Origin of the sequence: Sphingomonas ginsenosidivorax, from assembly GCF_007995065.1 — a bacterium.
GTDB classification, from domain to species: domain Bacteria; phylum Pseudomonadota; class Alphaproteobacteria; order Sphingomonadales; family Sphingomonadaceae; genus Sphingomonas; species Sphingomonas ginsenosidivorax.
Genome location: NZ_VOQR01000001.1, coordinates 981,860 through 1,007,141, shown reverse-complemented (window position 1 = coordinate 1,007,141; position 25,282 = coordinate 981,860). Strand labels below are relative to the sequence as shown.

Genomic DNA, 25,282 nt, shown 5'->3' with positions numbered 1-25,282 from the left:
AGCGAGCGGGCGGCATGCGGCACGATGGTCGCGCACCCAGCCCCCCATCCGCCGAGCGGCGCGGGACGATCCCTGTTCAATAGCTCTTCGGCAACTCCAGCACCTTTTCGGCGATGAAGTTCAGGATCATGTGTGGCGATACCGGTGCCGTGCGCGGGATCAGCACTTCGCGCAGCAGCCGCTCGACATGATATTCCTGCGCATAGCCCATGCCGCCCAGCGTCAGCATCGCGGTGTGGCACGCCTCGAACGCGGACTCCGCGGCGAGATACTTGCCCGCATTCGCCTCGACCCCGCACTCCTCGCCGCGGTCGAACTTCACCGCGGCGTTCATGACCATGAGGTTCGCCGCCTCGAGCTGCATCCAGCATTTGGCGAGCGGATGCTGGATGCCCTGGTTCATGCCGATCGGCCGGTCGAACACGATGCGCTCGCGGGCGTAGCGTGCCGCGCGCTGGATCGCGTTGCGCCCGATCCCGATGGCCTCCGCGCCGAGCAGGATGCGTTCGGGGTTGAGCCCCTTCAGGATGATGCGGAACCCCTGCCCCTCCGCCCCGATCAGGTCCTCCTCGGGAATGAACAGGTCGGAGATGAACAGCATGTTCGATCCTACCGCATGGCGACCCATCTTGGGGATCAACTGGTGTTCGATTCTGCTGCGGTCGAGCCTGGTATAGAACAGCGACAGCCCGTGGGTCTTGTTCGCCACCTCGTCGAGCGGCGTCGTGCGCGCGAGCAGCATCATCCGGTCCGCGACATGCGCGTTGGTGATCCAGATCTTCTCGCCAGTGACGCGGTAGCCACCCTCGACGCGGTCGGCGCGGGTCTTGAGCTTGGTCGTGTCGAGCCCCGTATTGGGCTCGGTGACGGCAAAGCACATCTTCTCGGCGCCCGACAGCACCGGCGGGATCATGCGGCGCTTCTGCTCCTCGGTCCCGAACAGGTCGATCGGCTCCAGGCTGAACACGGGACCGTGGATCGTCGATGCCGCGGTCATCCCGCCGCCGGCTTCCGCCACGGCCTGCATCATGATCGCGGCCTCGGTGATGCCCAGGCCGGCACCGCCATAGGCTTCGGGCATCGCCACGCCCAGCCAGCCGGCGTCCGCCATCGCCTTGTGGAAATCGGCCGGATAGACGCCCTCGCGGTCGCGCTCGAGCCAGTAATCGTCGCTGAACGCGGCGCACTGCCGGAGCACGGCGTCGCGGATGTTCTGCTGGTCCTCGGTGAAGGCGAAATCCACGAAGTGCGGCCTTGTCTGGTGCGAAGAGGCTCGTCGGCTAGCAGCCGTCCGACGGCGCGACAATTCGCGGCCGGCGACATATCGCTGCAGCGGTTGGAGGCGGTGCGCGCGATGCCCTAGCCCGGGCGCCAGCAAGCGGAGCGTTCCATGGCAGAGAAGACCGGCCCCCTGTCCGGCATCCGGGTCGTCGACCTGACCAGCATCGTGTTCGGCCCCTACGCCACGCAGATCATGGCGGACATGGGCGCGGACGTCATCAAGGTCGAACCGCCGGCAGGCGACGACGCACGCTACATCTCGGTAGGCCCCGCCCCGGGCCTTGGTGGCGTGTTCGTCAACGTCAATCGCGGCAAGCGCAGCATCATGCTCGACCTGCGCAGCGACGACGGCAAGGCGCGCCTGCGCGAACTGATCGCCACCGCCGACATCTTCATCCACTCGATGCGCGCCAAGGCGATCGCCAGGCTGGGCTTCGACTACGCCGCGGTCGCGGCGATCAATCCGACGATCGTCTATACCAATTGCTACGGCTATGGCCGGGCCGGGCCGGAGTGCGACCAGCCCGCCTATGACGACACGATCCAGGGCGAGTGCGGCCTGGCGGCGGTGCAGCAGATGCTCACCGGCGAAGCGAGTTATGTCGGGACGATCGTCGCCGACAAGGTCGCAGGCCTCACCGCGCTGTACGCGACGATGATGGCGCTGTTCCATCGTCAGCGGACCGGCGAGGGACAGGAAGTCGAGGTCGGCATGTTCGAGACGATGGCCTCGTTCATGCTCGTCGAGCATGCGAACGGCGCGATGTTCGAACCGAAACTGGGACCGGCGATCTATCCCCGCGTCGTCGCGCCGGGGCGGCGGCCGTACCAGACGAAGGACGGCTATATCGCGGCGCTGGTGTATAACGACCGCCACTGGAACGCCTTCGTCGCGGCAGTGGAGCCGCCATGGGCCGGCCCCGACATGGCGACACTGGCGCAGCGCGCCCAGCAGATCGACCGGATGTATGCCCTGCTCGGCGAGACGTTCCGGGAACGGACGACGCAGGACTGGCTCAGCCTGTTGCGGTCGATCGGCGTACCCGCCGCGCCGCTCCGGACGCCCGACGATCTGTTCGACAACGCGCATCTGAACGCAGTCGGATTCTTCGAAACGGTCGACTCGCCGAACGGGCGGATCACGTTTCCCGGCGTACCGACGACATTCTCCAAGACGCCCGGCAAAGTCGCCGGCCCCGCCCCGACGCTGGGAGCGGACACGCAGGCGATCCTTTCCGAACTTTCGGGAGCCTCCCATGACTGACCTTTCCGGCAAGATCGCCATTGTGACGGGCGCGAGCCGCGGTATCGGCAAGGGCATCGCGCTTGCGCTCGCCGAAGCGGGAGCGACGGTCTACGTCACCGGGCGCACCGTCGGCGAAGGCGATCATGTCCTGCCCGGCACCGTCGGCGAGACGGCGGCGCTCTGCACCGCGCGCGGCGGGACGGGCATTGCCGTGCCGGTCGACCATGCCGATGACGACCAGGTCGCTGCCCTGTTCGAGCAGGTGAAGCGCGAACAGGGCCGGCTCGACATTCTGGTCAACAACGCCTTCGCCCTGCCCGACGACCTGACCGACCCGGGCGGGTTCTGGGAGAAGCCGCTGTCCAACTGGCAGATGGTCGATGTCGGGGTCCGGTCGAACTTCGTCGCGGCGTGGCATGCGGCAAGGATCATGACGCCGCAGCGATCGGGGCTGATCGTCGCGATCTCGGGCTATGTCGGGCGGACCTATACCTATGGGACGGTGTTCGGGACGTGCAAGGCGGCCGTGGACCGCATGGCGCGCGACATGGCGATCGAGTTGCAACCTTACGGCGTCACCTCGATCTCGCTGTGGCAGGGCCTGACCTTCACCGAGCGCGCCAACCGCAATATCGAGAACAATCCGGCGATGAAGGCGAGCATCGTCACCAACCCGCTGGTCGGCTGCTCGCCCGAATTCCCCGGTCGCGTCATCGCGGCGCTGGCGGCAGACGAACGGCTGCAACGGCATTCGGGCGGCACCTTCATCACCGCCGAACTGGCCCGCGACTACGGGGTGACCGACGTCGACGGCAAGGTGATCCCTTCGCTGCGGGACCAGCGCGGCGCCCCGATCTGGGCCCCCATTGCGGAGACGACGCCATGACCGACCCCCGCCTCACTACCCTGCTCGACCGCCAGGACATTCACGACGCGCTGACCCGGTTCGCACGCGGCATGGACCGCTTCGACCGCACGGCGTTCCTGTCCGCCTTCCATCCCGACGCCGAGATCGCGGCCGGCCCGTTCGTCGGCGATCCCGCCGCGCTCTACGACTGGGCGCGGGCCTTGCACGACCATGGCCAGTCCGCGACGCATCACGCCTTGCTCAACCACAGCTGCACGCTCGAAGGGGACACGGCGCACACCGAGACATATTACCTCTTCGCCGCGCGCAATCGCGACGAGAGCAACTGGATTGCGGGCGGTCGCTATATCGACCGCTTCGAGCGGCGCGATGGCCAGTGGCGGATCGCGGTGCGATCCACGGTGATCGAGTATTCCGGGCTGCTGCCGACGATGCCGATCCCGTTCGGCGATGTCCCTGGGATCGACCTTAACGGCCGCGCAACGCGTGATCCCGACGACCTGTCGTACCGACGACCGCTCACCAACCTCCGGCCGCCCTTCCGTCCGTAGGCGTCACCCGAAGAAGATCTCGCTCCGGTCGCCTCGCGCTCGCCCGACCGGCAGCCCGCGCAGGAACGGCATTCCCATCAGCCCCTGCGACCAATCGACCGCGACGCCCAGGTCCCGCGTCCAGTCGTACAGCATCGTCCGCCGTGCGATCCGCCAGACGCCGTCCCGCGCCTCGAGCGTGTCGAGATAGCGACCGACGAGCAGCACGTCGTGCTCGGCCTCGCCGAAATCGATCCGGTGATAGGCGGTGACGTGCGTTTCCGCCGTCGCCGCCTGACCCCGCAGCTGGATCAGGCTCTGCCCGAGTGTGTGAAGCGTGCACGGAATGCTGTCGGCCCCCGGCACGACCCAGTCGAGATACGCGTCGAACGATCCGGCGAAGATGCCGAAGTCGACGCTCGCATCGGCCCAGAAACAGCCGCGCAGAATATCCGCGTCGCGCCGGTCCTCGCCGCGCGCCACGGCTGCCAGACAGTGTCGGATGTGATGATGGGCAACCATCTCTGTCAGCACGGCGGGGTCGGTCATGGCGGGCTCCTTTCGCGTCGAATACGCCATGCGGGGCGCTGCGCGATCCGGTCGCGCGACGATATCGCCACGGCGTTCCGCCTTCCGCTTGGTCGTCTTTCGCCCCGCGTCTACGATCCGGGCAACGCAGACGAGAGGACCGTGGGATGGGTGTCATGGATATGGAGCGGCCGGTGCCCTTCGCGGTCGAGAACCCGGAGCGCATCCCGACGGCGCGCTATTATGACGAGGAGTTCTACCGCCTCGAAACCGAGCGCCTCTGGCCGCACGTGTGGCAGATGGCATGCCGGCTGGAGCAGATCGCGAACGTCGGCGACTATGTCGAATATACCAATCTCGGCAAATCGATCATCGTCGTCAGGGCCAAGGATGGCGTGAAGGCGTTCCACAATGCCTGCCGCCACCGCGGTGTGCCGTTCGTCGGCGAGGGCGATCACGGCAACTGCAAGACGCCGGGCTTCATCTGCCCCTTTCACGGCTGGCGCTGGAACATCGAAGGCAAGAACACCTTCGTCTATGGCCGCCACATGTTCAGCGAGGAGCAGCTCGACCAGGCCGACCTCGCCTTGCGCCCGTGCCGCGTCGAGACCTGGGGCGGCTGCGTATTCGTCAACCATGACGACGAGGCGCCATCCTTCCGCGAGACGATCGGCCCGGTCGCGGACCGGATCGAGGCGCATGGCGCCGCCGACCTGCGCGCCGAATGGTGGTACCAAACCGTGCTCCCCGCGAACTGGAAGGTCGCGATGGAAGCCTTCATGGAGGGCTACCACGTGATGAAGACGCATCCGCAGCTGCAACAGGCAGCGCCGATGCTCTACAACGCGATGTACGGGATGGACACCGGCGGGATCGGCGTGCCGATCAATCCCAATCTCAGCGTCCGCGACAACATCAAGGCGCAGATCACGCATCTCGGGCTGCTGAGCGAAGGCATGTCCGGGATGGTCCATGAAAAGGAAGTCGCGATCGCGCGCCAGCTCGCCGACGTCGAGCTGCCCGAGGATCCGCAGCAGGCGGTGATGTTGTGGTATGGCATCCTCAACCACCAGATCACCGAGCAGCTGCGCGCGGCGGGGGAGAATATCCCCGATCTCAACGGCGTCGCGGTCTCCGATCCGGTGCATGCGGTCGAATTCCTCTTCCCGAACTATTTCCTGCTGCCGATGTTCTCCAGCATGTCGGCCTACCGGATCCGCCCGTTGGGGCCGGAAAGCTGCATGTTCGAGATCTGGTCGCTGACGCATGTTGCCGACGGCAAGGCGCACGAGACGGTGATGGAACCCACCATCCTGCCCTATGACAGCCAGGACTTCCCGCCGATCCCGCGCCAGGATTACGCCAACATCCCGATCCAGCAAAAGGGCCTGCACGCCACCGGGTTCGAGTTCATGCGCCTGTCGAAGGACATCGAGGGGCTCATCAGCAACTATAATCGCATCATCGACGGCCACCTGAAGGGCGTGGCACCCGACACGCTGGCGCAGGCGACGCACATGCTCGGCGGCAATTTCGACGGAAAGATCGTCGACCTGGGGTTCTGATCGTCTCGTAGCGTACAGCGAGCGCCGGCAATCCTGAATACTGTGACCTCGTCTTCGGACGAGGACCTTCGTCAGGCCGATCGATGCCGAACCCGCTCGGAGCCGGCTATGATCGTCGGCGGCGATGCGCGCGCCGTCAGCCCCACACCGCGTCCGCCGCCGCCAGCGCCTGCCCCCCGCGGCCGCCCAGATCGCTCGCGAGCGCCTTCAGTCGGTACGTCCACAGATGCAGCGGATGTTCGAGCGTCATGCCCATCGCGCCCATGAACTGGTGGAAATCATAGACGCAGGCACGCGCGCTTTCCTGCGCGTGGAGCGCGGCGAGCGCGGCATCACCGGCGTCGAGCGTCGCAGCGGCCTTCAGCGCGAGCCAGTACACGCCGTTGGTCCGCACCTGTGCCTCCGCCAGTCGGTGGCGCAGCGCCTGGAATGTCGCCAGCGGGCGGCCGAACTGCTGGCGATCGGTCACATAGGCGGTCACGCTGGCAAGCCCGGCCGCGAGCAACCCCGCCGCTTCGGCCGCCAGCGCGACGCGCCAGCGTGTCCTCACCTCGGCCGGGGAAACGGTGTGTGGCGTCGTCTCGGGTGCGCCGAGCAGCCTGCCCATCGGATAGGCGAACAGGCTGTCCTCGACCCGGACCTGATCCGCGGTTGCGACAAAGCTCGAGACGTCGTCGCCGACCACGATGACGGTCGCGCCGGCGCGCAGGAAGCGGATCGGACGCCCGAACCGGCCTGCCTCGACCAGGCACACCGGACCATCCAGTCCCTCGAACAGCGGCCGCACGAGCGCACTCATCGCTTCGGTCGTGAACGGCAACCGCGCCAATCGCTCGACGACCAGTGCCGCCGTCAACGTACCCAGGTCGGGATCGAGCGCCACGTCGAGAAATCCCCCCGTGACGAGATCGCGATCGAGTACGTCGCTGGTCAGCGCGAGGCTGACATCGTGCAGCGGCACCGTCATGTATGGCTTCGCCAGGGAATCGAGCGCATCGAGGATCGCGACCTGATCGTCGCTCAGGGACAGGTCCATCAACGCGCCTCCCGCGGCAATTCGAGCACATCGCTGGCGATGATGTTGAGCTGGATTTCCGCCGCGCCCGCCGCGATGCCGGCAACGATGCCACGCTGGTGATGCATCTTCAGATAGGGATGCGCATCGGCCAGCGCCTCCGGCAGATATTCGACGACGAATTCACTGACCCGCCGCTCCGCCATGATCGTCGCGAACCGGGCCGACGATGATTCCGCGCCGATCGCCTCGCCGGCGGCGCGTCGCGATACGATCGCATAGCTCGCCATCCGCGCCCCCTCGCACAATGCCAAGCAGTGCGCCGCCTCGATCCTGACCGCCTCGCCGTCCCAGTCGCCCTGACGTTGCAAGACCAATACCGCCCGATCGAGTGCCGCCCGCGCCAGTGCGTAGCGCGGGATGCCGAGCCGCTCGTTCGTCAGCGAATAGGCGATGATCGACCATGCCTCCCCCTCCTCACCCAGTCGCGCGGAGACCGGGACGACCATGTCGTCGAAGAACACCTCGTGGATATCGCCCTCGCCGATCAGCGACGGGATCTGACGGACGGTGATCCCCGGCGTGTCCATCGGGACGAGCAGGATCGAGATACCCTTCTTCCGATCGTCGCTGGTGCGGCACACCAGGAAGCAGGTGTCGGCAAGGCCGGCATAGCTGGTCCAGATCTTCTGGCCGGTGACGCGATAGGTATCGCCGTCGAGGACCGCGCGTGTCCGCAGCGACGCGAGGTCCGACCCCGCGCCCGGCTCCGAGAAGCCCTGGCACCACAACGCCTTGCCGGCGGTGATCGGCGGCAGGTAGCGCGCCTGCTGCTCCGCGCTGCCGTAGCGGATCAGCGTCGGGCCGATCCAGTTGACGTTCATATATTGCCCGCCGCGCGGTTCTCCCGCGATCCACATCTCTTCGGCCAGGATCGTCTGGTGCCGGGGGTCGAGCCCGGCGCCACCGATCTCTACAGGCCAGTGCGGCGTGAGCATGCCCTGCTCGGCGAGCGTGCCGCAGAAGGTCTCGGCATAGCGCGTCAGCGCCGGCGAAGCGGGACCGTGCTGCGAGAAGCGTTCCCAATCCTCGGGCAGGGTCGCCACGAGGAAATCCCGCAGCCGTTGCCGAAACGCGCGTTCCTCGTCGGTCCAGTCGAAATGCATCAGTGGGTACTCGCGGCTGGCGGAAGCCCTCGGCTAATCCACCGCACCGCCCGGGAACAGTCGCCGGGCGCCAAACACCGCCGGGGGGATATGCCGCCATATTGCACGCGCCCGCAAAGCCTGCACAACGCAGGCATGACCGACTTCATCCTCGTCGCCGGCGTGGCCGACGTTCCTCCCGATACGCACACGGTCGTGACCGTCGCGGGCCGTTCGATCCTGATCGTCCATCACGACGGCGGCCTGTTCGCGGTCGAGAATCGCTGTTCGCACGCCGACCAGCCGCTCGATTGCGGCCGCATCCGCTGGGGCTGGATCGCGTGTCCGGCGCACGGCGCGAAATTCGACCTCGCGAGCGGAGCGGCGCTGAGCCAGCCGGCGACCGACCCGATCGCGACGTTCGCGCTGCGCGTGGTCGGCGACAGGATCGAGATCGCCGTCTGACAGCATCGCCTTGCCGATATCTCCGGCGGCGGCTTGCGACCTGCCCCCGAATTGCTGCCTAGCAGCAGGATGATCGGGGAGGCGGCATTGACCGAGGCGCTTGATACATTGCGGCATAGTTTCCGTGCCTGGCTTTCCGCGGAAGCGCCGCAGGACTGGCGCGCGACCTGCACCACGCATGACGGCTTCCTCGCCACGCAGCGCGCCTGGTTCGCGAAGCTCGCGGCCGGGGGCTATGCCGTCCCGCATTGGCCGGCCGAATGGCCGGGCGGCGGACGCAGCCTCGCCGAACAGAAGGTGATCTACGAGGAGCTGGCCCGCGCCGACACGCCGCGGTTGCTGCTGTCGTTCATGTCGACCTATCACGCCGCCAGCACCTTGCTCGAATGGGGCAGCGCCGAACAACAGGCGCGATACCTTCCCCGGATCCTCGAAGGCGAAATCTGGTGCCAGGGCTTTTCCGAACCCAATGCCGGATCGGACCTCGCCAACGTCCGCACGCGCGCCGAGCGACGCGGCGACGTCTATGTCGTGAGCGGACAGAAGCTCTGGTCGACGATGGGGCAGTTCGCGGACATGTGCCTGTTGCTGGTGCGCACCAGCAGCGAGGGCGCGAAGCAGGCCGGGCTGACCTACCTGTTGCTCGACCTGAAGGCGCCGGGCGTGACGGCGCGACCCATTCACCAGATCCATGGCGACGAGGAATTCGCCGAACTGTTTCTCGACGAGGTCGAGGTGCCGGTCGCCAACCGCCTCGGGGCGGAGGGACAGGGCTGGGCCGTCGCGCAGTCCACGCTGTCGTCCGAGCGCGGCCTGACGCTGCTCGAACTGAGCGCGCGGATGCGCGGCGCGCTGTGGCGCATCGCCGACCTGATCCATAACGGCGGGCGCGGCGACGACGTCGGTCTGCTGCGCGATTTCGGACGCCTCGCCACGAAGATCGACGCGACATGTGCGCTCGCCGACCAGTTCCTCGCCAATCGCATCGCGGGCGAGGAACGCGTCGGTGACGCCTCGCTGGTCAAGCTGTCCTACTCGCGCACGCTGCGCGACTTCACCGCATTCGGGCTGCGGCTGGGTGGCCTGCGCTCGCAGTATCACGACCCGATCGTCTATGGCGGCGGCATGGAGACAGGCAACTGGATGGCCGACTTCATGAACAGCTATGCCTGGACGATCGCCGGCGGCAGCGACGAAGTCCAACGCAACATCATCGCCGAACGCCTGCTCGGCATGCCGCGCGAACCCAGGACATGGACGCTGGAGCCGAGCGCATGAGCATGACCCGCGCCGAGTTGCAGGATGCGGCCCGCGGCGCGTTCGGCGGCGACGAACTCGCCGTCGATCGTTGGGACCGCGTGGTCGAAATGGGCTGGCTGACGATGACGGTGCCCGAGGCGCAGGGCGGCCTCGGGCTCGGTCGTGAGGCGGCGGGCGTGATCCACAGCGAGATGGGCCGCACGGTCGTCCCCGACCCCGCCATCGCCCAGGCCCTGGTGATCGAAGCGCTGAGCGCCGCCGATGCCGTGCCCGACCGCGACGATCTGCTGGCCCGCGCCATGGGCGGCGAAGTGATGACCGCGTCGCTTTCGCTGGGCGACGCGCTCGACTGCGTCCCCGATGCGGACCGCGCCAGCCATGTGCTATCCGTGACGGCCGAACGGATCGCCCTGCTCCCGCTCGCGGCGGCAACAATCACTCCCCGCGCGACATGGGATACGACCAGGCGTCTGTTCGACGTCGTCCCCGGTACCGGGGGCATCACGCTCGCCGAAGGCCCGGCCGCGGCCACACTTGCCGAGCGCCTGCAGCAGACCCTGCTGCTCGCGCTCGCCGCCGATGCGCTCGGCGGCGCCGCCGCGATCCTCGAGCGCACGATCGCGTATCTGGAAATGCGCCAGCAGTTCGGCAGACCGCTCGCCCTGTTCCAGGCGCTCAAGCACCGGGTCGCCGACATGAAGACGTGGCTGTCCGCGGCCGAAGCCCTGTTCTGGTCGCGCACGACCGACCCCGCCGCGACGCTTGCCGAGATCGGCGCGCTCAAGGCGCATGCCTGCACCGTCTACTGCGCGATCGCCGAGGATGCGGTCCAGCTGCACGGCGGGATCGGACTGACGATGGAATATTACTGCCACCTGTTTCTCAAGCGGGCGATGCTCGACGCCGTGCTGGGGAGCGATGCGGATTACTGGGAAGAACGGGCCGGACGGCGGGCACTGCGGGCGACCGGCTGACCCGATCGGGAGAGAGACGATGAAACGAACAACGATTGCCTGTTGCCTGGCCAGCACTCTCCTCTCCTCGGCGCCCTCGCCCGCACAGCAGCAGCCGGCGACCGCAGCGGATGCGCAGTTTGCCCAGCCCTATATCGACACGGACGAGTGGCGCAGCACGCCGGTCCGCCACCGCTACGTCCATGGCGGGTTCAAAGGCACGCAGACGCGCTTCTCGTTCTATTTCCCGGAGAAGGCCGGGTATCAGGGCCGCTTCTTCCAGCACATCACCCCCGTGCCGGACAGCGAGACCCTCGCGCAGGCGATGCCGGCCGGCGAGGAGAACAAGATCGGCTTCGCGATCGCCTCGGGCGCATATTTCGTCGAGACCAATGGTGGCGGCGCCGCGATGCTGCCCCCCGCCGCCCCGGCCGCGCTGACCGCCTACCAGGCCAATGCCGCCACCGCGCGCTATTCGCGCGTCGTGGCGCTAGCGATGTACGGCGGGAAGCGTCCCTATGGCTATGCGTATGGCGGCAGCGGCGGGGGTTTCCGGACCGTCGGAGCGGCGGAGAACAGCGACGCCTGGGACGGCGTCGTTCCCTACGTCCTCGGGTCACCGATGGCGCCGCCGAACATGTTTTCGGTACGCATGCGCGCGATGCGGGTCCTGAACGACGCGTTTCCGCGGATCCTCGACGCGGTCGAGCCGGGGGGCAGCGGCGATCCCTATGGCGGCCTCACGTCACAGCAGGCGAGCGTCCTGCGCGAAGTCACAAAGATGGGGTTCCCGACACCCTCCTGGTTCGGCTGGCGCACGATGGGCATCCACGGCTTCGCGGCCCTGTATGGCGGGATGCAGGCGGCGGACGCGGGCTATTTCGACGATTTCTGGACCAAGCCCGGCTATCTCGGCCATGACGATCCGCAATCGTTCGCCGGCTACCGACTGCAGTACGACACCAGGGTGACGCGGCCGATCACCGCGCTGGAGGCCGCGCGCCTGAAGCTCGACACCAGCATCGTCAACGGCGCCAAGAATGGTGGCGTCGATAATGCCTTTGCCAGATTGCAGGGCGCCGAGGCGCAGCGCGTCGTGGCGTTCCGCCTCGCCGCTGCGCCCCCGAAGACCTATTTCGCCGGCGGAGACCTGGTGGTCGGATCGGGTGCGGCGAAGGGCCAGCGCCTGACCATCAGTCGGATCGCAGGTGATGTCGTCGTTCTCGGGATCGCCGATGCCGCGGTCGCAGCCCGGATCGCGCCGGGCGATGCGGTCCGCGTCGACAACTCCAACTTTCTCGCGGCCGAAACCTATCACTGGCATCAGGTTCCGCCCGCGGATGCCGGCTACCCGGTATGGGACCAGTTCCGCGGCGCGGATGACAAGCCGCTCTACCCGCAACGCCCCTTCCTGCTCGGCCCGCTGTTCACCGCCGCCACCACGGGCAAGCCGATCGGCCAGCCGCCGATGACCGGCGTGTTCAAGGGCAAGATGATCCTGGTCGAGAATCTGTGGGATCGCGAGGCGATGCCGTGGCAGGGCGACTGGTATGCGCAGCGCGTGCGCGCGAACCTCGGCGCGGCGACCGACGCCAGCTTCCGCCTGTGGTACGTCGATCACGCGCTGCACGGCGACAGCGCGACGCAGGAGGATCCGACCCGGACGGTCAGCTATCTCGGCGTGTTGCAACAGGCGTTGCGCGATCTGTCTGCGTGGGTCGAACAGGGCATCGCGCCACCGTCCAGCACCGCGTATCGGATCGACGACGGGCAGGTCATCGTGCCCGGTACCGCGGCGGCGCGACGTGGGATCCAACCCGTCGTCTCGGTCACCGCGAATGGTGCCGTGAAGGCCGTGATCAAGCGCGGCCAGACGGTCCGCTTCGCCGGCACGATCGAGACGCCGCCCGGCACGGGCCGCATCGTCGCGGCCGCATGGAATTTCGACGGCAAGGGGTCATCGGTGACTCCATCCGCCGTGCCGACTCCGCAAGCACGGCTGACCGTGAGTGCGACGCACGCGTTTGCGCGTCCCGGAACCTATTACCCGTCGTTGCTGGTCGCATCGGAGCGAAACGGCGACCGCCGATCGCCCTATGCGCGTATCCAGAATCTGGGGCGCGTCCGCGTCGTCGTGCAATAGGACGCCGGCACCCCGGGCGCGCCCCGGGGTGCCGAGCGGATCAGGTCAAATCACCCCTGCGCCGCGACGTCCTCGACTGCGGCCACGATCTGGTCGACCGACACCAGGAACGCATCCTCGAGCACCTTGGCGAACGGTACGGGGCATTCCGGCGCCCCCAGCCGCCGCACCGGCGCCTTCAGCTTGCCGAACAGTTCCTCGCTGATTGTCGCCGCGATCTCCGCGCCGGGGCCAAAGCTGCGCAACGCCTCGTGCACGACCGCGCAGCGACCGGTCTTGGCGACCGATGCGAGCACTGCCTCGCGGTCCCACGGCGATACCGTCCGCAGGTCGACGAGCTCGGCGGAGATGCCCTTTTCGGCGAGGGCGGCGACCGCCATCTGGCTGCGCACCACCATCGACGACCATGAGACGATGGTCACGTCGGTGCCCTCCTGCACGACGTTCGCGACGCCCAGCGGGATCGGCGTCTGCACGGTGTCGACGTCGCCGGGAATGAACAGCGTGCCAGCGGATTCGATGATGATGCACGGATCGGGATCCTGGATGCACGACAGCAACAGCCCGCCATAGTCCGCCGGATTGGAAGGGGCGACGACCTTGATTCCCGCGGCATGCGCGAACCAGCCCTCGAGATGGTCGGCATGCTGGCCCGCGGTCTGCCAGCCGGCACCGGTCAGCGTGCGGATCGTGATCGGCACCGTGCTCTGCCCGCCCGACATGAAGCGCAGCTTGGCGGCGTGGTTGAAGATCATGTCCATGCACACGGTGGTGAAGTTCATCAGCATGATCTCGGCGACGGGCTTGTACCCGGCGAGCGCCGCACCGATCGCCGCACCGATGATCGCCTGCTCGCTGATCGGGGTCGACTTGACCCGCTGATCCCCGAACTTGGTCGACAGCCCGATCGTCGCGCCGGTCACCCCGCCGCCTTCGCGGTCGGCGATATCCTCGCCGAACACGAGGACCTTGGGATCGTCGGCCATCGCTTGGTGGAGCGCGGAATTGATCGCCTGGAAGGCGTGCTGCTTGACGGTCTCGCTCACGCCGCGATCTCCTGCTCGAACACGTCGCGCCGCAATTCCTCCACGGACGGGAACTCACTGGCGAGCCCGAATGCCATCGCGTCATCGACCTCGGCCTGGATCTTGGCCTGCATCGCCGTCAGCTGGTCCTCGGTCGCATGGCCGTCCGCGATCAGGCGCGCGCGGAACCGCGGCAGCGGATCGACCGCGACCGCCGCGTCCTTCTCTTCCTTGGTCATGTACTTGTCGTCGTCGCCCAGGACGTGCCCTAGGAACCGGAAGGTCTTGCATTCGAGCAGCGTCGGCCCCGCGCCCTCGCGCGCGCGGGTGATCGCCTCGTGCGCCGCCGCGTACATCGCCCACGGGTCGTTGCCGTCGACGGTATAGCCCGGCATGCCATAGCCGGCCGCACGCTTGGCGATGAAGTCGACCGAGGTGCCGTTCTCGTAGCGGGTATGCTCGGCAAAACCGTTGTTCTGGCAGACGAACACTACGGGCAGCTTCCACAGGCTGGCGAGATTGAGCGATTCATGGAACGCGCCGATGTTCGACGCGCCGTCGCCGAAATAGGCGATGCTGACGCGCTTGCTGCCGTCCAGCTGCGCCGCCCAGGCAAGGCCGTTGGCGATCGGCATCGACGAGCCGACGATCCCCGTCGTCACCATCACGCCGGTCTCCGGGTGAGTCAGGTGCATCGGCCCGCCCTTGCCCTTGCAGGTGCCGTCGACGCGCCCCGCGATTTCGGCCCATAAAGGCCGCAGCGGCATGCCCTTGGCGACCATGTCGTGGATCCCGCGATAGATCGTGCAGATCGTGTCGTCGTCGGTCAGCAGCGTCGAGATCGCCGACGGGATCACTTCCTGCCCGCGCGCCGAGTAATAGGGCATGACCAGCTTGCCCCGCCGGATCGCCGTGCGGATCGTGTCGTCGTTGCGCTCGATCCGGATCATCCGGCGATAGATGTCGACCAGCGTTTCCGTACTGGGGGCTGGCGCGTTGCTATGGTCTGCCATGGATTTCCCGCATGCTGTGGGTGACTGGCAAAACTCTTCGGGCGGGGTCGATCACCGGTCAACACGCCGGGGCGATATGTACCCGCGGGCGAAGTCAACCGCGCTTGAGCGCGGCGAGCTTGTCCGCATCGACCAGTTTCCACATCCCGTCGGCTGATGCCACGACACGGTCGCCCGCCACGATCAGCCCGCGCATGAACACGATCTGCGAGGTGCGGCGGACGAGTTCCGCGCGGCAGGACAGGAAACTTCCGATCCGCGCCGTCGCGGTGAATTGGAGCTGCAGGTGCAGCGTCACGCAGTTTCGCGTGCCCGCGGCGTCGACCACGCCGATACCGAGCGCAATATCGGCGAAGGTCATCAGGACACCGCCATGCACCGTGCCGACATGGCCGTTGCCGTGCCGCGCCTCGCTCAGCAGTCCGACGTCGTGCCCCCCGGTGCACGGTCGTAGCCAATATGGCCCCGCCGCCTCGTTGAAATGCGTGCCGGTCAGCAGCGTCCAGCCCTGCGCGGCCAGCGCGTCGGGCGTCACGGCATCCCCGCTCACACCTGGTTGTCCAGCCCCGCAGCGTGCTTCGCGGCGACATAGCCGAACGTCATCGACGGCCCGATGCTCGATCCGGCGCCCGGATAGACGCCGCCCATGACCGACGCGCTCGACACGCCCGTCGCATAGAGTCCGAGGATCGGGGTTCCCGTCGCGTCCGTCACGCGGCCGTACACGTCCGTGACCGCGCCGCCATAGGTACTGACGTCGCCCGGCACCACCGGGACCGCGTAGAACGGGCCGCGCTCGATCGCCCCGAGTGCCGCGACCGGCCCGTGATAGGGATCGCCCAGCCAGGTGTCGTACGCCCGTTCGCCGCGATGAAAATCCTCGTCCCGCCCCTGCGCGACGAAGCCGTTCCAGCGATCGACCGTCGCGCTCAGCGTCGCGGGATCGGTGCCGATGCTCGTCGCCAGCTGCTCGATCGTATCCGCCATGTGCAGATACCCTGCCTCGACCCACCCCTTCGGCACCGCCTTGTCGATGAACGTCTGCGCGACCTGGTACCGCTCGACATAGGTCCGGTCGAGGATCGCCCAGCTGGGCACCGCGGGCACCGTGCGGTTGCGCTCGATCATCGTCTGGCAGAACAATTCGTAGGAACCGCCCTCGTTCATGTAGCGCACGCCCGACTGGTCGACGAGGATGGCGTGCGGCTTGCCGGTCAGGCTTTGCGCCGGCGGCGTGATGTACGCGCGTTCCCAGCCCGGCGAGAGCGTCGTCTGGTATCCGACCATCTGGTCCATCTGGGCCAGCACGCCGCCCACCCGCGCCATTTCTGTGTGCAGTTCGCCCATGTCGCCTTCATTGGCGAGCGACCACGACGCCTGCGTTCCCGGCATGTGGGTGTCGCGCATCGCCTGGTTCTGCGCGAACCCGCCAGCGTTGACGAGCACGCCCAGCCGCGCCCCGATCCGCCGGCCGCCGGCAACGACGCCGGTCACCGCCCCGTTCTCGGCGACCAGTTCCGACACCGCCGTTGCGGTACGCAGCTCGACCCCCGCGGCGAGTGACGCCTTGAGCATCCGGCCCTGCAATGCGGCGCCCGCCGTCACGAACTGCTTGCCGGTCAGCCGCGACCAGATCGTCTTCAGGATCAGCCGCCGCTTCGCCTTCGCGACGGCCGGATCGAGACGTTCATAGGCGAGCTTCATCCCGTCATCGAGCTTCACCGGCACTTCGAGGAACCCCTTGCGGAGCCTCTTCGCCCACTTGCCCAGTTCCTTCTTGTCGAACGGCTTGGCGACGACGGTGCGGCTCGTCTTGCAGCCGCCGGGGAGCTCGTCGTAATAATCGGGCCAGAATGCCGAACCCCGCTCGAGCTCGACGCCGGAATCGACCAGGAAATCGATCATGCGGTACGCCTGGTTGACATAGGCGAGCCGCTTGTCGTGCCCCGACCCCGGCAGATCCTCGCACGCCGCGTCGAGATAGGTGATGCCCGCCTCGACGCTGTCCTGCTCGCCGTCGGCCTTCATGAACCGGTTGTTGGGCACCCAGATCACGCCGCCCGACTTGGCCGTCGTGCCACCGATGAACGCCGATTTCTCCAGGATCAGGACCGACTTGCCAGCCGTCCGCATCACCAGCGCGGACGTCATCGACCCTGCACCGCTGCCGATCACCACCCAGTCGACCGTCTCGTCGAATGCCATGCCGTCTCTCCTCGGCCGGGAATAGACGGGCGGTGCACGCGGTTCACAAGAGCTATCGCCCCGGCGGCGTTCTCATATCGCCCCTGCGTGGTATGCGCGCCGGTATCGAAGGAGACGCGCGATGGACCTGCCGACCTACAAGACCATCCTGTTGAGCCGTCGCGGGCGGCTCCTGGTCGTCACGCTGAACCGGCCCGAAGCGCTGAACGCGGTCAATCTGGACCTGCACGACGAACTGCCCGAAGCCCTGGCCTTCGCCGCGACGGACGCCGGCTCGGACGTCGTCCTGCTCACCGGCGCGGGCAAGGCGTTCTCGGCCGGCGGCGACATCGCGCACATGGAGCACAATGCAGCGAACCCGCACCTGTTCGATCATGAAGCGCGCCAGGCCAAGCGCATCGTCTTCGCGCTGCTCGATATCGAAAAGCCCGTGGTGTGCCGGATGAACGGGCATGCGATCGGGCTCGGCGCCAGCATCGCGCTGCTGTGCGACGTCATCTTCGCGGTTGAGGGCGCCAAGATCGGCGATCCCCATGTCGGGATCGGGCTGGTCGCGGGCGACGGCGGCGCGTTGATCTGGGCACAGCGCATCGGGCTCACGCGCGCGAAGGAGTATCTGCTGGGCGGCGAGTTGCTGAGCGCACGACGAGCCGCGGAGATCGGGCTGGTCAATCACTGCGTCCCGATGAACGACCTCGACGCGACGGTCGATGCATTTTGCGACCGGCTGCTAGCCGGCGCGACCCAGGCGATCCGCTGGACCAAGGTCCTCACAAACATCGAGCTCAAGCGCATCGCCGCGACCGTCATGGAGGCAGGCATTGCCTATGAGTCGCTCAGCGTGCGCAGTGCCGATCACCGCGAGGGCATCGCCGCGTTGAAGGCAAAGCGGACGCCCGTGTTCACCGGGCGTTGAGCATCGCCCGCGCCAGTCCGAGGCATGCGGCGAGATCCGCCTGCGCCGACGGGATCGCGCGCCGGTAACAGGCAAAGCCGTGGATCGTCCCCACGGCCTCGTGGAAAACGGTCGGAACGCCGGCAAGCGTCGTCGCGGCGGCATAGGCCCGTCCCTCGTCACGCAACGGGTCGAGACTGGCGGTAACGACAAGCGTCGGTGGCATCCCCGTCTGATCAACCAGCAGCGGCGAGTTGCGGGGGTGCCGCTTGTCGGCGGCATAATGCTGGTCAAACAGCGTAGTGTCCTTCGAGTCCAGCCCGTACCCCTCAGCAAATGCGCGCCGCGACGGATATTCCCGGCTGTGATCGACCGCTGGATAGATCGCCAACTGGAGCAGCACCGGTAGCGCAGCCGGCGCATCGCGCAGCGCCAGCGCCGTGACGATCGCGAGGTTTCCGCCCGCGCTGTCACCGCACAGCACCAGCCCGGTAAAGTCGCGCCCGAACGCTGCGCCGTTCTGCGCGATCCAGCGCGCCGCCGCCTCGCCGTCGTCGGGTGCGGCCGGCCAGGGATTTTCGGGCGCCAGGCGATACTCGACCGACACCACCGGCAGGTCCAGCTGTCGCGCGATCTCCGCCGCGAGACCGGCATGCGAGCCGATGCTGCCCACTGCGTAGCCGCCGCCATGGTAGAAGATGACGACCGGGCCTGCGGTGCGATCGGAGCGCGGATCGAACAACCGGAGCGCGATGTCGCCGCCCGGCCCCGGCATCGTCACGTCACGGATTTCGCCGAGATCGCCGACCGGCAGGTCGCCCGTCATCTCGGGCGTGATCGTCATGCCGCGGATCGCCGCCAGAACGTCCGCGGTGAGCGCGGGGCGCGGGTTCGCGGCCATCGTGTCGAGGAAGGCGCGCACATCGGGACGGACGAAGGGTTCGGTCACGGCAGGCTCCGGTCAGACGATATCGGCAAGGCTGATCCAGCGCCGCTCGTCGCTCGACAGCCGGATGGCCTCCTGCAACCGCTCGATCTCCAGCGCGCGCGCGAAATTGGGGGATGCGGCAAGACCGCCGTGGATGGCAACAACCATCGCCTGCATCGACAGCGCCATCGGGAAACTCGGCTGCGGCTCGCTGTCCCAGTCGAGCGCAATACCGGGACCATGCCGGAACGCGTCGGGCAGCGCGATCGGCTCCATGCCACCGCCCAGCTGCCCACCCCGCAGGATGCAGTCCCGCGCGGTGGGAAAGGTCGGCGATGTCGCGGCCAGTCGCCCGCGCTCGCCGAATACGTCGATCGCCCACCCGTCGTGGAGCGCCATGCTCCAGCTGATCTGCATCGGCAGGGTCAGCCCGCTGGCGAACTTCAGGATCACGTTGGCGTAGTCCGTCGTCTCGGGCACGATTCTGTCGCCGTCGTCGAACACCCATTCGTGCAGGATCTGCGTATCGTCGGCTACCAGCGCGGTCACCGGTCCGAACAGGTCGAGCAGGACGTACACGAGGTGGCTGCCATTGTTGCGTACGGCCGTTACACCCTGGCCGCCCTGCGCGAACCAATTGTACGGAAAGCGCTTCGACGGCTGGTTGAACAGCGAGATGTTGAACCGGCACGTACCGCCCAGAGGCCGGCCGAGATATCCGTCCTCGATCAGCGCTTTCATCTGGCGGTGCGCGGGCAACCACTGCGCAAAGGCGTCGACGATGCCGACCCGCCCGCTGGCCCGCCATGCCCGGTCGATCTCCTTCGCCGCGGCCCAGTCGGGCGCGTGGGGGCTGGCGTTGTAGACGTGCTTGCCGTTCGCCAGCGCCGCCAGCACCATCTCGCGCCGCAGTACGGGCCGAGTCCCGCAATCGATGATGTCGAGATCGGGATCGGCGCACATCGCCCGAAAGTCGTGGAACGGTCGCGCGATCCCCAACCGGTCGGCCGCGGCGCGCGCCGTCTCCTCGCGCGACGTGCAGATCGCGGTCACCTCGACGCCCGGGATTGCGCGCCAGGCTGGCAGGTGCGCGAACGCTCCCCATGCCGCGCTGATGATCCCGACGCGTAGGGTCATGCGGTCACTCGATCCGGCCGAGTACGGTGCCGACTTCGTAGGTTTCACCCGGATCGGCGAGGATCGTCAGCGTGCCGGTCGCCGGTGCCTCGACCTCGTTGGTCGATTTGTCCGCTTCGAGCGAATAGAGCGGATCCCCTTCGTTGACGTGCGATCCGTCCTCGACCAGCCATTCCGCGATCTGCGCTTCGGTCATCGAGAAGCCGAGCTTGGGCAGCAGGATGTCGGTCGCCATGGTATCTGTCCCCGAAAGTGTCTGCTCGTTGACTAACGCGACACCGGCGGCGGGCAACGCTCAAGCCGTGTCCGACGCCCGATATCGTCGCCACGATACGCGTCATGCCGGCCGGACGAGCCCTCGCGGCTGCACGATGCCGAGGTCGAACTGGGTCAGAACCCTGGGTGGCGCATCGCAGATCGCGGGCACCGCGGTGGCACCGAGCAGCCCCGTCCACGGCAACCCCAGGAACGGCCGCTCGCCGTTCGCATCGGGCAGGCCCGTCAGCCGCACCTCCAGCCCGGGATCGCCCTCGATCACCACCTGGTAGCGGCTGTCGATATCCCAGCGGGGTTGGATGTGCTCGCCCATCGACCAGTAGAAATGATAGACGATCAGCGGATTGCCATCGGCCCAGGCGGTCCATTCATAATGCTGCCCCCCGACCGTCCCCTGGCGCACCACGCCGGTATCGGGCAGCCCCACGCCGAGGCTGTAGGGAATATCGCGTGTGGCGGTCGCGACCTCGAGCCTGGTCGTGACTCGCTCGATCGTCTTGCCCAGCCCTTCGGCGACGACCGCCATCGACTGCGCAAAGGCGTTCGGCGCCTCAGGCGAACGGCTCGGCTGGGCGAGCAAGGCCTCGGGGTCGCGCCCGAACCCCATCATCTCGGTATAGACCATCGGGTTGCGGATCTTGTCGATGAATTCGGTGACGACGATGCGATCGATCCGGTTCATCAGCCGCGTCAGCGTCAGCGGCAGGATATCGCCCGAGAAACCGGGATGGACGCCGCACGCATGATAGGACGCGCCGCCCGCGACGCACGCCGCATCGATCCGCGCGAACTGATCGGGATAATGGCGGCGCGAGAACGGCCCGCCTACCGATGCGACGTTCTTGCCCGATGCCAGCAACCGGCAGATCGTATCGACGTCCGATACCAATGGCGCGTACATCACGCAGTCCGCATCGAGCGCGACGATAGCGTCGACATCGTCGGTCGCCATCACCCCGGTATCGGGCAGGTCGACCAGCGCCCCTGCATCCTTGCCGACCTTGGCGGGATTGGTGACGTAGACGCCGACCAGGTCGATGACCGGGTTCTCGATGAAATGCTTCAGCGCGGTGCGCCCGACCACCCCGGTCACCCACTGGATCACGCGGTAGGTCATCGACGGGTCCTCCAGGGTCAGTTGAGCGAGCGCACCTGCCCGCCATCGACACGGTAGTTCGCGCCGGTGACGAAACCGGACAGCGGGCTGGCGAGCAGGCACACCACCGCGGCCAGATCCTCCGGCGTGCCGAGCCGCCCCGCCGGGGGCAGGTCGAACACCTTTTCCGCCGCCAGCCGCTGCGTCACCTGTTCGATCGACAGCGTTGCGTCACCGAACTTGCGGCGCCCGAAGCGGAGCAGTCCGTCGACCATGATGATCCCCGGCGAGACGATGTTCGCCGTCACGCCGACCCCCTTGAGCGATCCCGCCAGGCTGACGGTGAAATTGTTGAGGGCCGCCTTCGCCCCGGAATAATCCGCGCCGAGGTTGTTGGGCTGGACCGCGACCGCGCTGGACACGTTGATTACCCGGCCCCACCCCGCAGCGACCATGTCGGGCACCGCCAGCCGGCAGAGCCGTACCGCGGGCAGCATGTTGGCGTGATAGTTCGACACCCAGTCGGCGACCGGAATGTCGATCGGTGCCTTGGACGTGTTGCCGGTCGAACTGCCGCCGGCATTGTTGACGAGGATGTCGATCGCGCCACCGAGCGCTTCCCGTGCCGCGTCGTGCACCGCGACTGCCCCGGCATCGCTCGACAGGTCGCCAATCGCCACGCCTGCCGCGCCGATCGCGGCGGCGACACCTTCCGCGCGGTCACGGTTACGCCCATGCACCACGACCCGCGCGCCCTCGGCCGCGAGCATCCGCGCGATCCCCTCGCCGATCCCGCTGCTGCTGCCGGTCACGAGCGCGCGACGCCCCCCGAGACTCAGATCCATGGCTTTCCCCTCCTCAAGGACGCGTGTCAGTAGCCCCGGGTCTCGATCCACTCTTCGTGTTCGCCGGGCTTGTAGGTCTTGCCCGGAATGCGGCCCGATCGGGTGCGCAGGTCGAACCCGATCGCGTCCGCCCCGCCCTCGATCTCGACCCCGAACGTGGCCAGCGACCAGCTCGTCATGACATAGTGACCGATCGTGAAGGTCAGATCCATCAGCTGCCGCACGTCGAGCGTCTTGCTGAGCGTCGCCCAGGTCGCGTCGCCGATACGGTTGTCGGCGATCAGCTCGTCGACCGCGGTCATCATCGCCGCTTCCTCTTCCGTCCAGTCGCCGCCGGCGGGAAAATCGCGGATCGCCGCGATATCCTCGAGCGTCAGTCCGGCGTTCATGCCGTAGCCGACATGGTTGTGCCATTCATAGGCCGACTGCGCACGCACGGCGACACGCAGGATGACTATCTCGAGCTGACGCGTCGTCAGCGTGCTGTGCATCAGGAAATACTTGCCCCAGAGGTTGTAGACCTTGCCCAGTTCGGGGTGCGTGCCCATCACGCTGACGACGTTGGTCTTCGAGCCCTCCTCCCACGCGTTGGGCTCGCCCCAGAAGGCGAAGACCTCGCGCGCATCGTCGGTCCATTGCTCGCGCGGCAGGCGCGGGATGCGGGGAATGATGTCGGTCATGCGGTCTCCGGGATTTCAGCGAGTGAGGTCGAGCGCGGCGGACTCTGCGGCGCAATCGTGCGTCGGGGGCACGGCCCTGACCGCCAGCAGCTCGCTGCGTGCCGCGTCGAGGTCGGCGCGGAACGCAGCGTCCGCATGCAGCCGCGCGAGCACCGCCGCACCCGCGATCCGCCCCTCTTCGGTGTCGCTCAGCCAATGCGCGTTGCAGACCCGGCGACTGTCGCCGAAGGCACGCCCCCGCGCGACCAGTGCGTCGGCCCGGTCTGGTACCAGTTCGGCGAGGATCAGCCCCCAGCCATAGCCGATCGCGCTATGCCCGGACGGATAGGACCCGTCCGACTTGAGCATCGGCTCGGCCGCGGGCGTGCAGCTGGGCCGGCCGTTCGCCATGAACGGCCGCGAACGCTGAAATTTGCGCTTGATGGCGGAGGTCGACAGGCCGAAGTCGGCGAGGGTGCGACGCAGCAGCCGGTTGGTCGCCGGCGTTGCGGTTGCGCCGATCTCGCGTCCCGCGGCGCAGGAGAATGCGGCCGTCACGTCCGGCGCGAAAAGGTCGGCATCCTTGGTGGCCAGGCTCCAGCGCGGGCCGCCCGCCAACCCCAGCGCGGCCTGGGCCGCCGCGACGTCGCGCGCCTCCGCGGGCGATCCGGCGGCGGGCGGCGCAGGCGAGAGCAGGATGCTGTCGACGGGTGCGGGTTCGGCCAGATAGCCACGCGCCAATCGCGATGGGCCGGGCATCGTCTGCGCCGCCAGCGTCCCGGCGATCGCGAGCGCGCCGAGGGCGATTGCGCGCCTCATATCGCCCCCATCGGCGCCATGCCGGCTGCCAGCCGCGCCCGTGCCGCCTCGGCATCCGCCTTGTAGGTCCGGCTTGCGAGATAGGCGAGGATGGTGCTGGGGATGCCCGCGAGCATCGACCAGCGCATCGCCATGCCGAGCGAATTCTCGCCATAGACCGGGTGCAGCGCGTCGCTCAGCCAGCCGACGAAGACCGGCCCGCCGCCCAGGCCGATCACGTTGATCGCGACCATCAGGATCGCGACTGCGGTCGAGCGCGACGACACCGGCGCCAGTCCCGTCACCACCGCCATCAGCGGCGCGGCGGCCAATCCCCCGATCAGTAGCTGCAGTCCGAACAACGGGAACACGCGGCTCGCCGGCCCGGTCAGGATCAGCAGCCCGACGCAGACCGCCAGCGCGCCCGAGATCATCGGCACCCACAGATACCAGCGCACGTTGCGCCGGCCGAGAAGGTCGGCGAGCGGTCCACCGAGGAGGTGCCCGACCAGCGAGCCGATGAACAGCGCGCCGCCCATCTGCACCCCTGCGTCGCGCGCGGCCATCCCGTGCGTGCGCTCCATGAACGCCGGCGCCCAGCTGATCATGCCCATCGTCAGCAACGTATTGAGTGCCGACGCGCCGACCAGCAGCGGAAAGGTCCGGATCGCCATGAGCTCGCGAAAGGCGACGCCGAACGGTTGCCTGACGAGGTGGTTGGCAGTGCTGCCGTCGGCCAGTCCCGGCCGGACGTCGCGCAGCGTGAACCACACGATCGGCACCAGCACGAAGCCCGGTATGCTCGCCAGCAACAGCGCCTCGCGCCACCCATAGGCGTGCGCCGCCCAGCCCCCGAAGCTCGGCCCCGCGAACGCGCCGAGCGACGCGCCGAGCAGGAAGATCGACAGCGCCGTGCCGCGCTGCTTGGGCGGGAAGAGATCGGCGATCCAAGCCTGCGAGGGCGGCGTGAAGGCGCCGTCGCCCATCCCGATCCCGGCCCGCCCGAGGAGCAGCACCCAGAAGTTCTTCGCGTACGCGCAGACCAGGACCGAAACGCTCCACACCGCCGCCGCGCCCGCGACGATGCCCTTTTTGGACCAGGTGCCGGACAGCCGCGCGAAGGGAACGACGGCGACGATATAGACGATCGCGAGCGCCAGATCCTTGACCAGGCCGATCTGGAAATCGGTCAGCCCGAGGTCCCGGCGGATCGGCTCCACCAGCACGAAGAGGATGTAGCGTTCGGACACGACGCACGCCGACACCAGAACCATCACGAACAGGAAATACGACCGGTACGCCATGCTCGGCAGCTTGTCGGGTGGCAGGTCCGGCACCGTGTCCTGGGTGAAATGCTGCACCATGCTCTCCCGTAGGCCGGTGCGAACGGCTTCGGCGCCGCAATG

General features: G+C 67.7%; 25 protein-coding genes. 9 read left to right on the top strand and 16 right to left on the bottom strand.

All coding sequences use genetic code 11. The annotated features are described in order from the left end of the window. Positions 1-76 precede the first annotated feature (76 nt). Positions 77-1,243, bottom strand: coding sequence for an acyl-CoA dehydrogenase family protein (locus tag FSB78_RS04510; protein ID WP_147080332.1), 1,167 nt, complete (start codon positions 1,241-1,243; stop codon positions 77-79). A 147-nt stretch (positions 1,244-1,390) separates the two neighbouring features. Between FSB78_RS04510 and FSB78_RS04505 the strand changes: the two genes are divergently transcribed. From FSB78_RS04505 to FSB78_RS04495, 3 genes are read left to right on the top strand one after another with little or no spacing between them, the layout of a single operon-like run. Continuing rightward, positions 1,391-2,545, top strand: a complete 1,155-nt coding sequence (locus FSB78_RS04505) for a CaiB/BaiF CoA transferase family protein (protein WP_147080330.1) — start codon at positions 1,391-1,393, stop codon at positions 2,543-2,545. Continuing rightward, positions 2,538-3,413, top strand: a complete 876-nt coding sequence (locus FSB78_RS04500) for an SDR family NAD(P)-dependent oxidoreductase (protein WP_147080328.1) — start codon at positions 2,538-2,540, stop codon at positions 3,411-3,413. Before FSB78_RS04505 ends, FSB78_RS04500 begins: the two co-directional genes overlap by 8 nt. Further along, entirely contained in the window at positions 3,410-3,946 is a 537-nt protein-coding gene (locus FSB78_RS04495) for a nuclear transport factor 2 family protein (RefSeq protein WP_147080326.1), read from the top strand. The genes FSB78_RS04500 and FSB78_RS04495 overlap by 4 nt, the downstream gene beginning before the upstream one ends. Before the next feature lie 3 nt (positions 3,947-3,949). Here FSB78_RS04495 and FSB78_RS04490 read toward each other — a convergent pair whose 3' ends face one another. Continuing rightward, complete coding sequence (locus tag FSB78_RS04490; RefSeq protein ID WP_147080324.1) at positions 3,950-4,474, bottom strand: nuclear transport factor 2 family protein; 525 nt, start codon at positions 4,472-4,474, stop codon at positions 3,950-3,952. A 146-nt stretch (positions 4,475-4,620) separates the two neighbouring features. Here FSB78_RS04490 and FSB78_RS04485 point away from each other — a divergent pair, with 146 nt between their 5' ends. Continuing rightward, positions 4,621-6,018 carry an aromatic ring-hydroxylating oxygenase subunit alpha gene (locus FSB78_RS04485; RefSeq protein ID WP_242008008.1) on the top strand — a complete coding sequence of 466 codons (1,398 nt, stop codon included), beginning with the start codon at positions 4,621-4,623 and terminating at the stop codon, positions 6,016-6,018. 136 nt (positions 6,019-6,154) lie between these two features. On the opposite strand, the gene FSB78_RS04480 is transcribed toward FSB78_RS04485, so the two are convergent. Beyond that, entirely contained in the window at positions 6,155-7,054 is a 900-nt protein-coding gene (locus FSB78_RS04480; protein WP_147080322.1) for an acyl-CoA dehydrogenase family protein, read from the bottom strand. Further along, positions 7,054-8,199 (bottom strand): acyl-CoA dehydrogenase family protein, encoded by a 1,146-nt coding sequence (locus tag FSB78_RS04475; protein ID WP_147080320.1) that lies wholly within the window; start codon positions 8,197-8,199, stop codon positions 7,054-7,056. Before FSB78_RS04475 ends, FSB78_RS04480 begins: the two co-directional genes overlap by 1 nt. Positions 8,200-8,334: 135 nt before the next feature. Between FSB78_RS04475 and FSB78_RS04470 the strand changes: the two genes are divergently transcribed. From FSB78_RS04470 to FSB78_RS04455, 4 genes are all read left to right on the top strand, one after another. Then, on the top strand, positions 8,335-8,643 hold the full coding sequence (locus FSB78_RS04470) for a Rieske (2Fe-2S) protein (RefSeq protein WP_147080318.1): 309 nt from the start codon (positions 8,335-8,337) through the stop codon (positions 8,641-8,643). 69 nt (positions 8,644-8,712) lie between these two features. Then, positions 8,713-9,921, top strand: a complete 1,209-nt coding sequence (locus FSB78_RS04465) for an acyl-CoA dehydrogenase family protein (RefSeq protein WP_147080316.1) — start codon at positions 8,713-8,715, stop codon at positions 9,919-9,921. Further along, the gene (locus FSB78_RS04460) at positions 9,918-10,877 is read left to right on the top strand and encodes an acyl-CoA dehydrogenase family protein (RefSeq protein WP_147080315.1); all 960 of its coding nucleotides are present in this window, start codon (positions 9,918-9,920) and stop codon (positions 10,875-10,877) included. Before FSB78_RS04465 ends, FSB78_RS04460 begins: the two co-directional genes overlap by 4 nt. A gap of 19 nt (positions 10,878-10,896) precedes the next feature. Next, positions 10,897-12,999 carry a PKD domain-containing protein gene (locus tag FSB78_RS04455; RefSeq protein WP_147080313.1) on the top strand — a complete coding sequence of 701 codons (2,103 nt, stop codon included), beginning with the start codon at positions 10,897-10,899 and terminating at the stop codon, positions 12,997-12,999. 50 nt (positions 13,000-13,049) lie between these two features. On the opposite strand, the gene FSB78_RS04450 is transcribed toward FSB78_RS04455, so the two are convergent. From FSB78_RS04450 to FSB78_RS04435, 4 genes are all read right to left on the bottom strand, one after another. After that, on the bottom strand, positions 13,050-14,045 hold the full coding sequence (locus tag FSB78_RS04450; RefSeq protein ID WP_277872695.1) for an alpha-ketoacid dehydrogenase subunit beta: 996 nt from the start codon (positions 14,043-14,045) through the stop codon (positions 13,050-13,052). Beyond that, entirely contained in the window at positions 14,042-15,037 is a 996-nt protein-coding gene (locus tag FSB78_RS04445; protein ID WP_147080310.1) for a thiamine pyrophosphate-dependent dehydrogenase E1 component subunit alpha, read from the bottom strand. The genes FSB78_RS04450 and FSB78_RS04445 overlap by 4 nt, the downstream gene beginning before the upstream one ends. A gap of 94 nt (positions 15,038-15,131) precedes the next feature. After that, the gene (locus FSB78_RS04440) at positions 15,132-15,587 is read right to left on the bottom strand and encodes a PaaI family thioesterase (protein WP_147080308.1); all 456 of its coding nucleotides are present in this window, start codon (positions 15,585-15,587) and stop codon (positions 15,132-15,134) included. Beyond that, positions 15,584-17,242: an FAD-dependent oxidoreductase gene (locus FSB78_RS04435; protein ID WP_147080306.1), complete on the bottom strand. Its 1,659-nt coding sequence runs from the start codon at positions 17,240-17,242 to the stop codon at positions 15,584-15,586. Before FSB78_RS04435 ends, FSB78_RS04440 begins: the two co-directional genes overlap by 4 nt. A gap of 121 nt (positions 17,243-17,363) precedes the next feature. Here FSB78_RS04435 and FSB78_RS04430 point away from each other — a divergent pair, with 121 nt between their 5' ends. Continuing rightward, a complete protein-coding gene (locus FSB78_RS04430) occupies positions 17,364-18,158 on the top strand; it encodes an enoyl-CoA hydratase/isomerase family protein (RefSeq protein WP_147080304.1) in 795 nt (264 codons plus the stop codon). On the opposite strand, the gene FSB78_RS04425 is transcribed toward FSB78_RS04430, so the two are convergent. From FSB78_RS04425 to FSB78_RS04390, 8 genes are all read right to left on the bottom strand, one after another. Then, positions 18,145-19,086 (bottom strand): alpha/beta hydrolase, encoded by a 942-nt coding sequence (locus FSB78_RS04425; protein ID WP_242008006.1) that lies wholly within the window; start codon positions 19,084-19,086, stop codon positions 18,145-18,147. The genes FSB78_RS04430 and FSB78_RS04425 overlap by 14 nt on opposite strands. Before the next feature lie 12 nt (positions 19,087-19,098). After that, entirely contained in the window at positions 19,099-20,202 is a 1,104-nt protein-coding gene (locus FSB78_RS04420; protein WP_147080302.1) for a Gfo/Idh/MocA family protein, read from the bottom strand. Positions 20,203-20,206: 4 nt separating this feature from the next. Then, positions 20,207-20,437 carry a biotin/lipoyl-containing protein gene (locus FSB78_RS04415; protein WP_147080301.1) on the bottom strand — a complete coding sequence of 77 codons (231 nt, stop codon included), beginning with the start codon at positions 20,435-20,437 and terminating at the stop codon, positions 20,207-20,209. A 102-nt stretch (positions 20,438-20,539) separates the two neighbouring features. Then, on the bottom strand, positions 20,540-21,595 hold the full coding sequence (locus FSB78_RS04410) for an NAD(P)H-dependent amine dehydrogenase family protein (RefSeq protein WP_147080299.1): 1,056 nt from the start codon (positions 21,593-21,595) through the stop codon (positions 20,540-20,542). 17 nt (positions 21,596-21,612) lie between these two features. Next, the gene (locus FSB78_RS04405) at positions 21,613-22,419 is read right to left on the bottom strand and encodes an SDR family NAD(P)-dependent oxidoreductase (RefSeq protein ID WP_147080297.1); all 807 of its coding nucleotides are present in this window, start codon (positions 22,417-22,419) and stop codon (positions 21,613-21,615) included. A 26-nt stretch (positions 22,420-22,445) separates the two neighbouring features. Further along, positions 22,446-23,099, bottom strand: a complete 654-nt coding sequence (locus tag FSB78_RS04400) for a carboxymuconolactone decarboxylase family protein (protein WP_147080295.1) — start codon at positions 23,097-23,099, stop codon at positions 22,446-22,448. Between the two features lie 15 nt (positions 23,100-23,114). Next, on the bottom strand, positions 23,115-23,897 hold the full coding sequence (locus tag FSB78_RS04395; protein ID WP_147080293.1) for an acid phosphatase: 783 nt from the start codon (positions 23,895-23,897) through the stop codon (positions 23,115-23,117). Beyond that, a complete protein-coding gene (locus FSB78_RS04390; protein ID WP_242008005.1) occupies positions 23,894-25,237 on the bottom strand; it encodes a spinster family MFS transporter in 1,344 nt (447 codons plus the stop codon). Before FSB78_RS04390 ends, FSB78_RS04395 begins: the two co-directional genes overlap by 4 nt. Between the last annotated feature and the right edge of the window lie 45 nt (positions 25,238-25,282).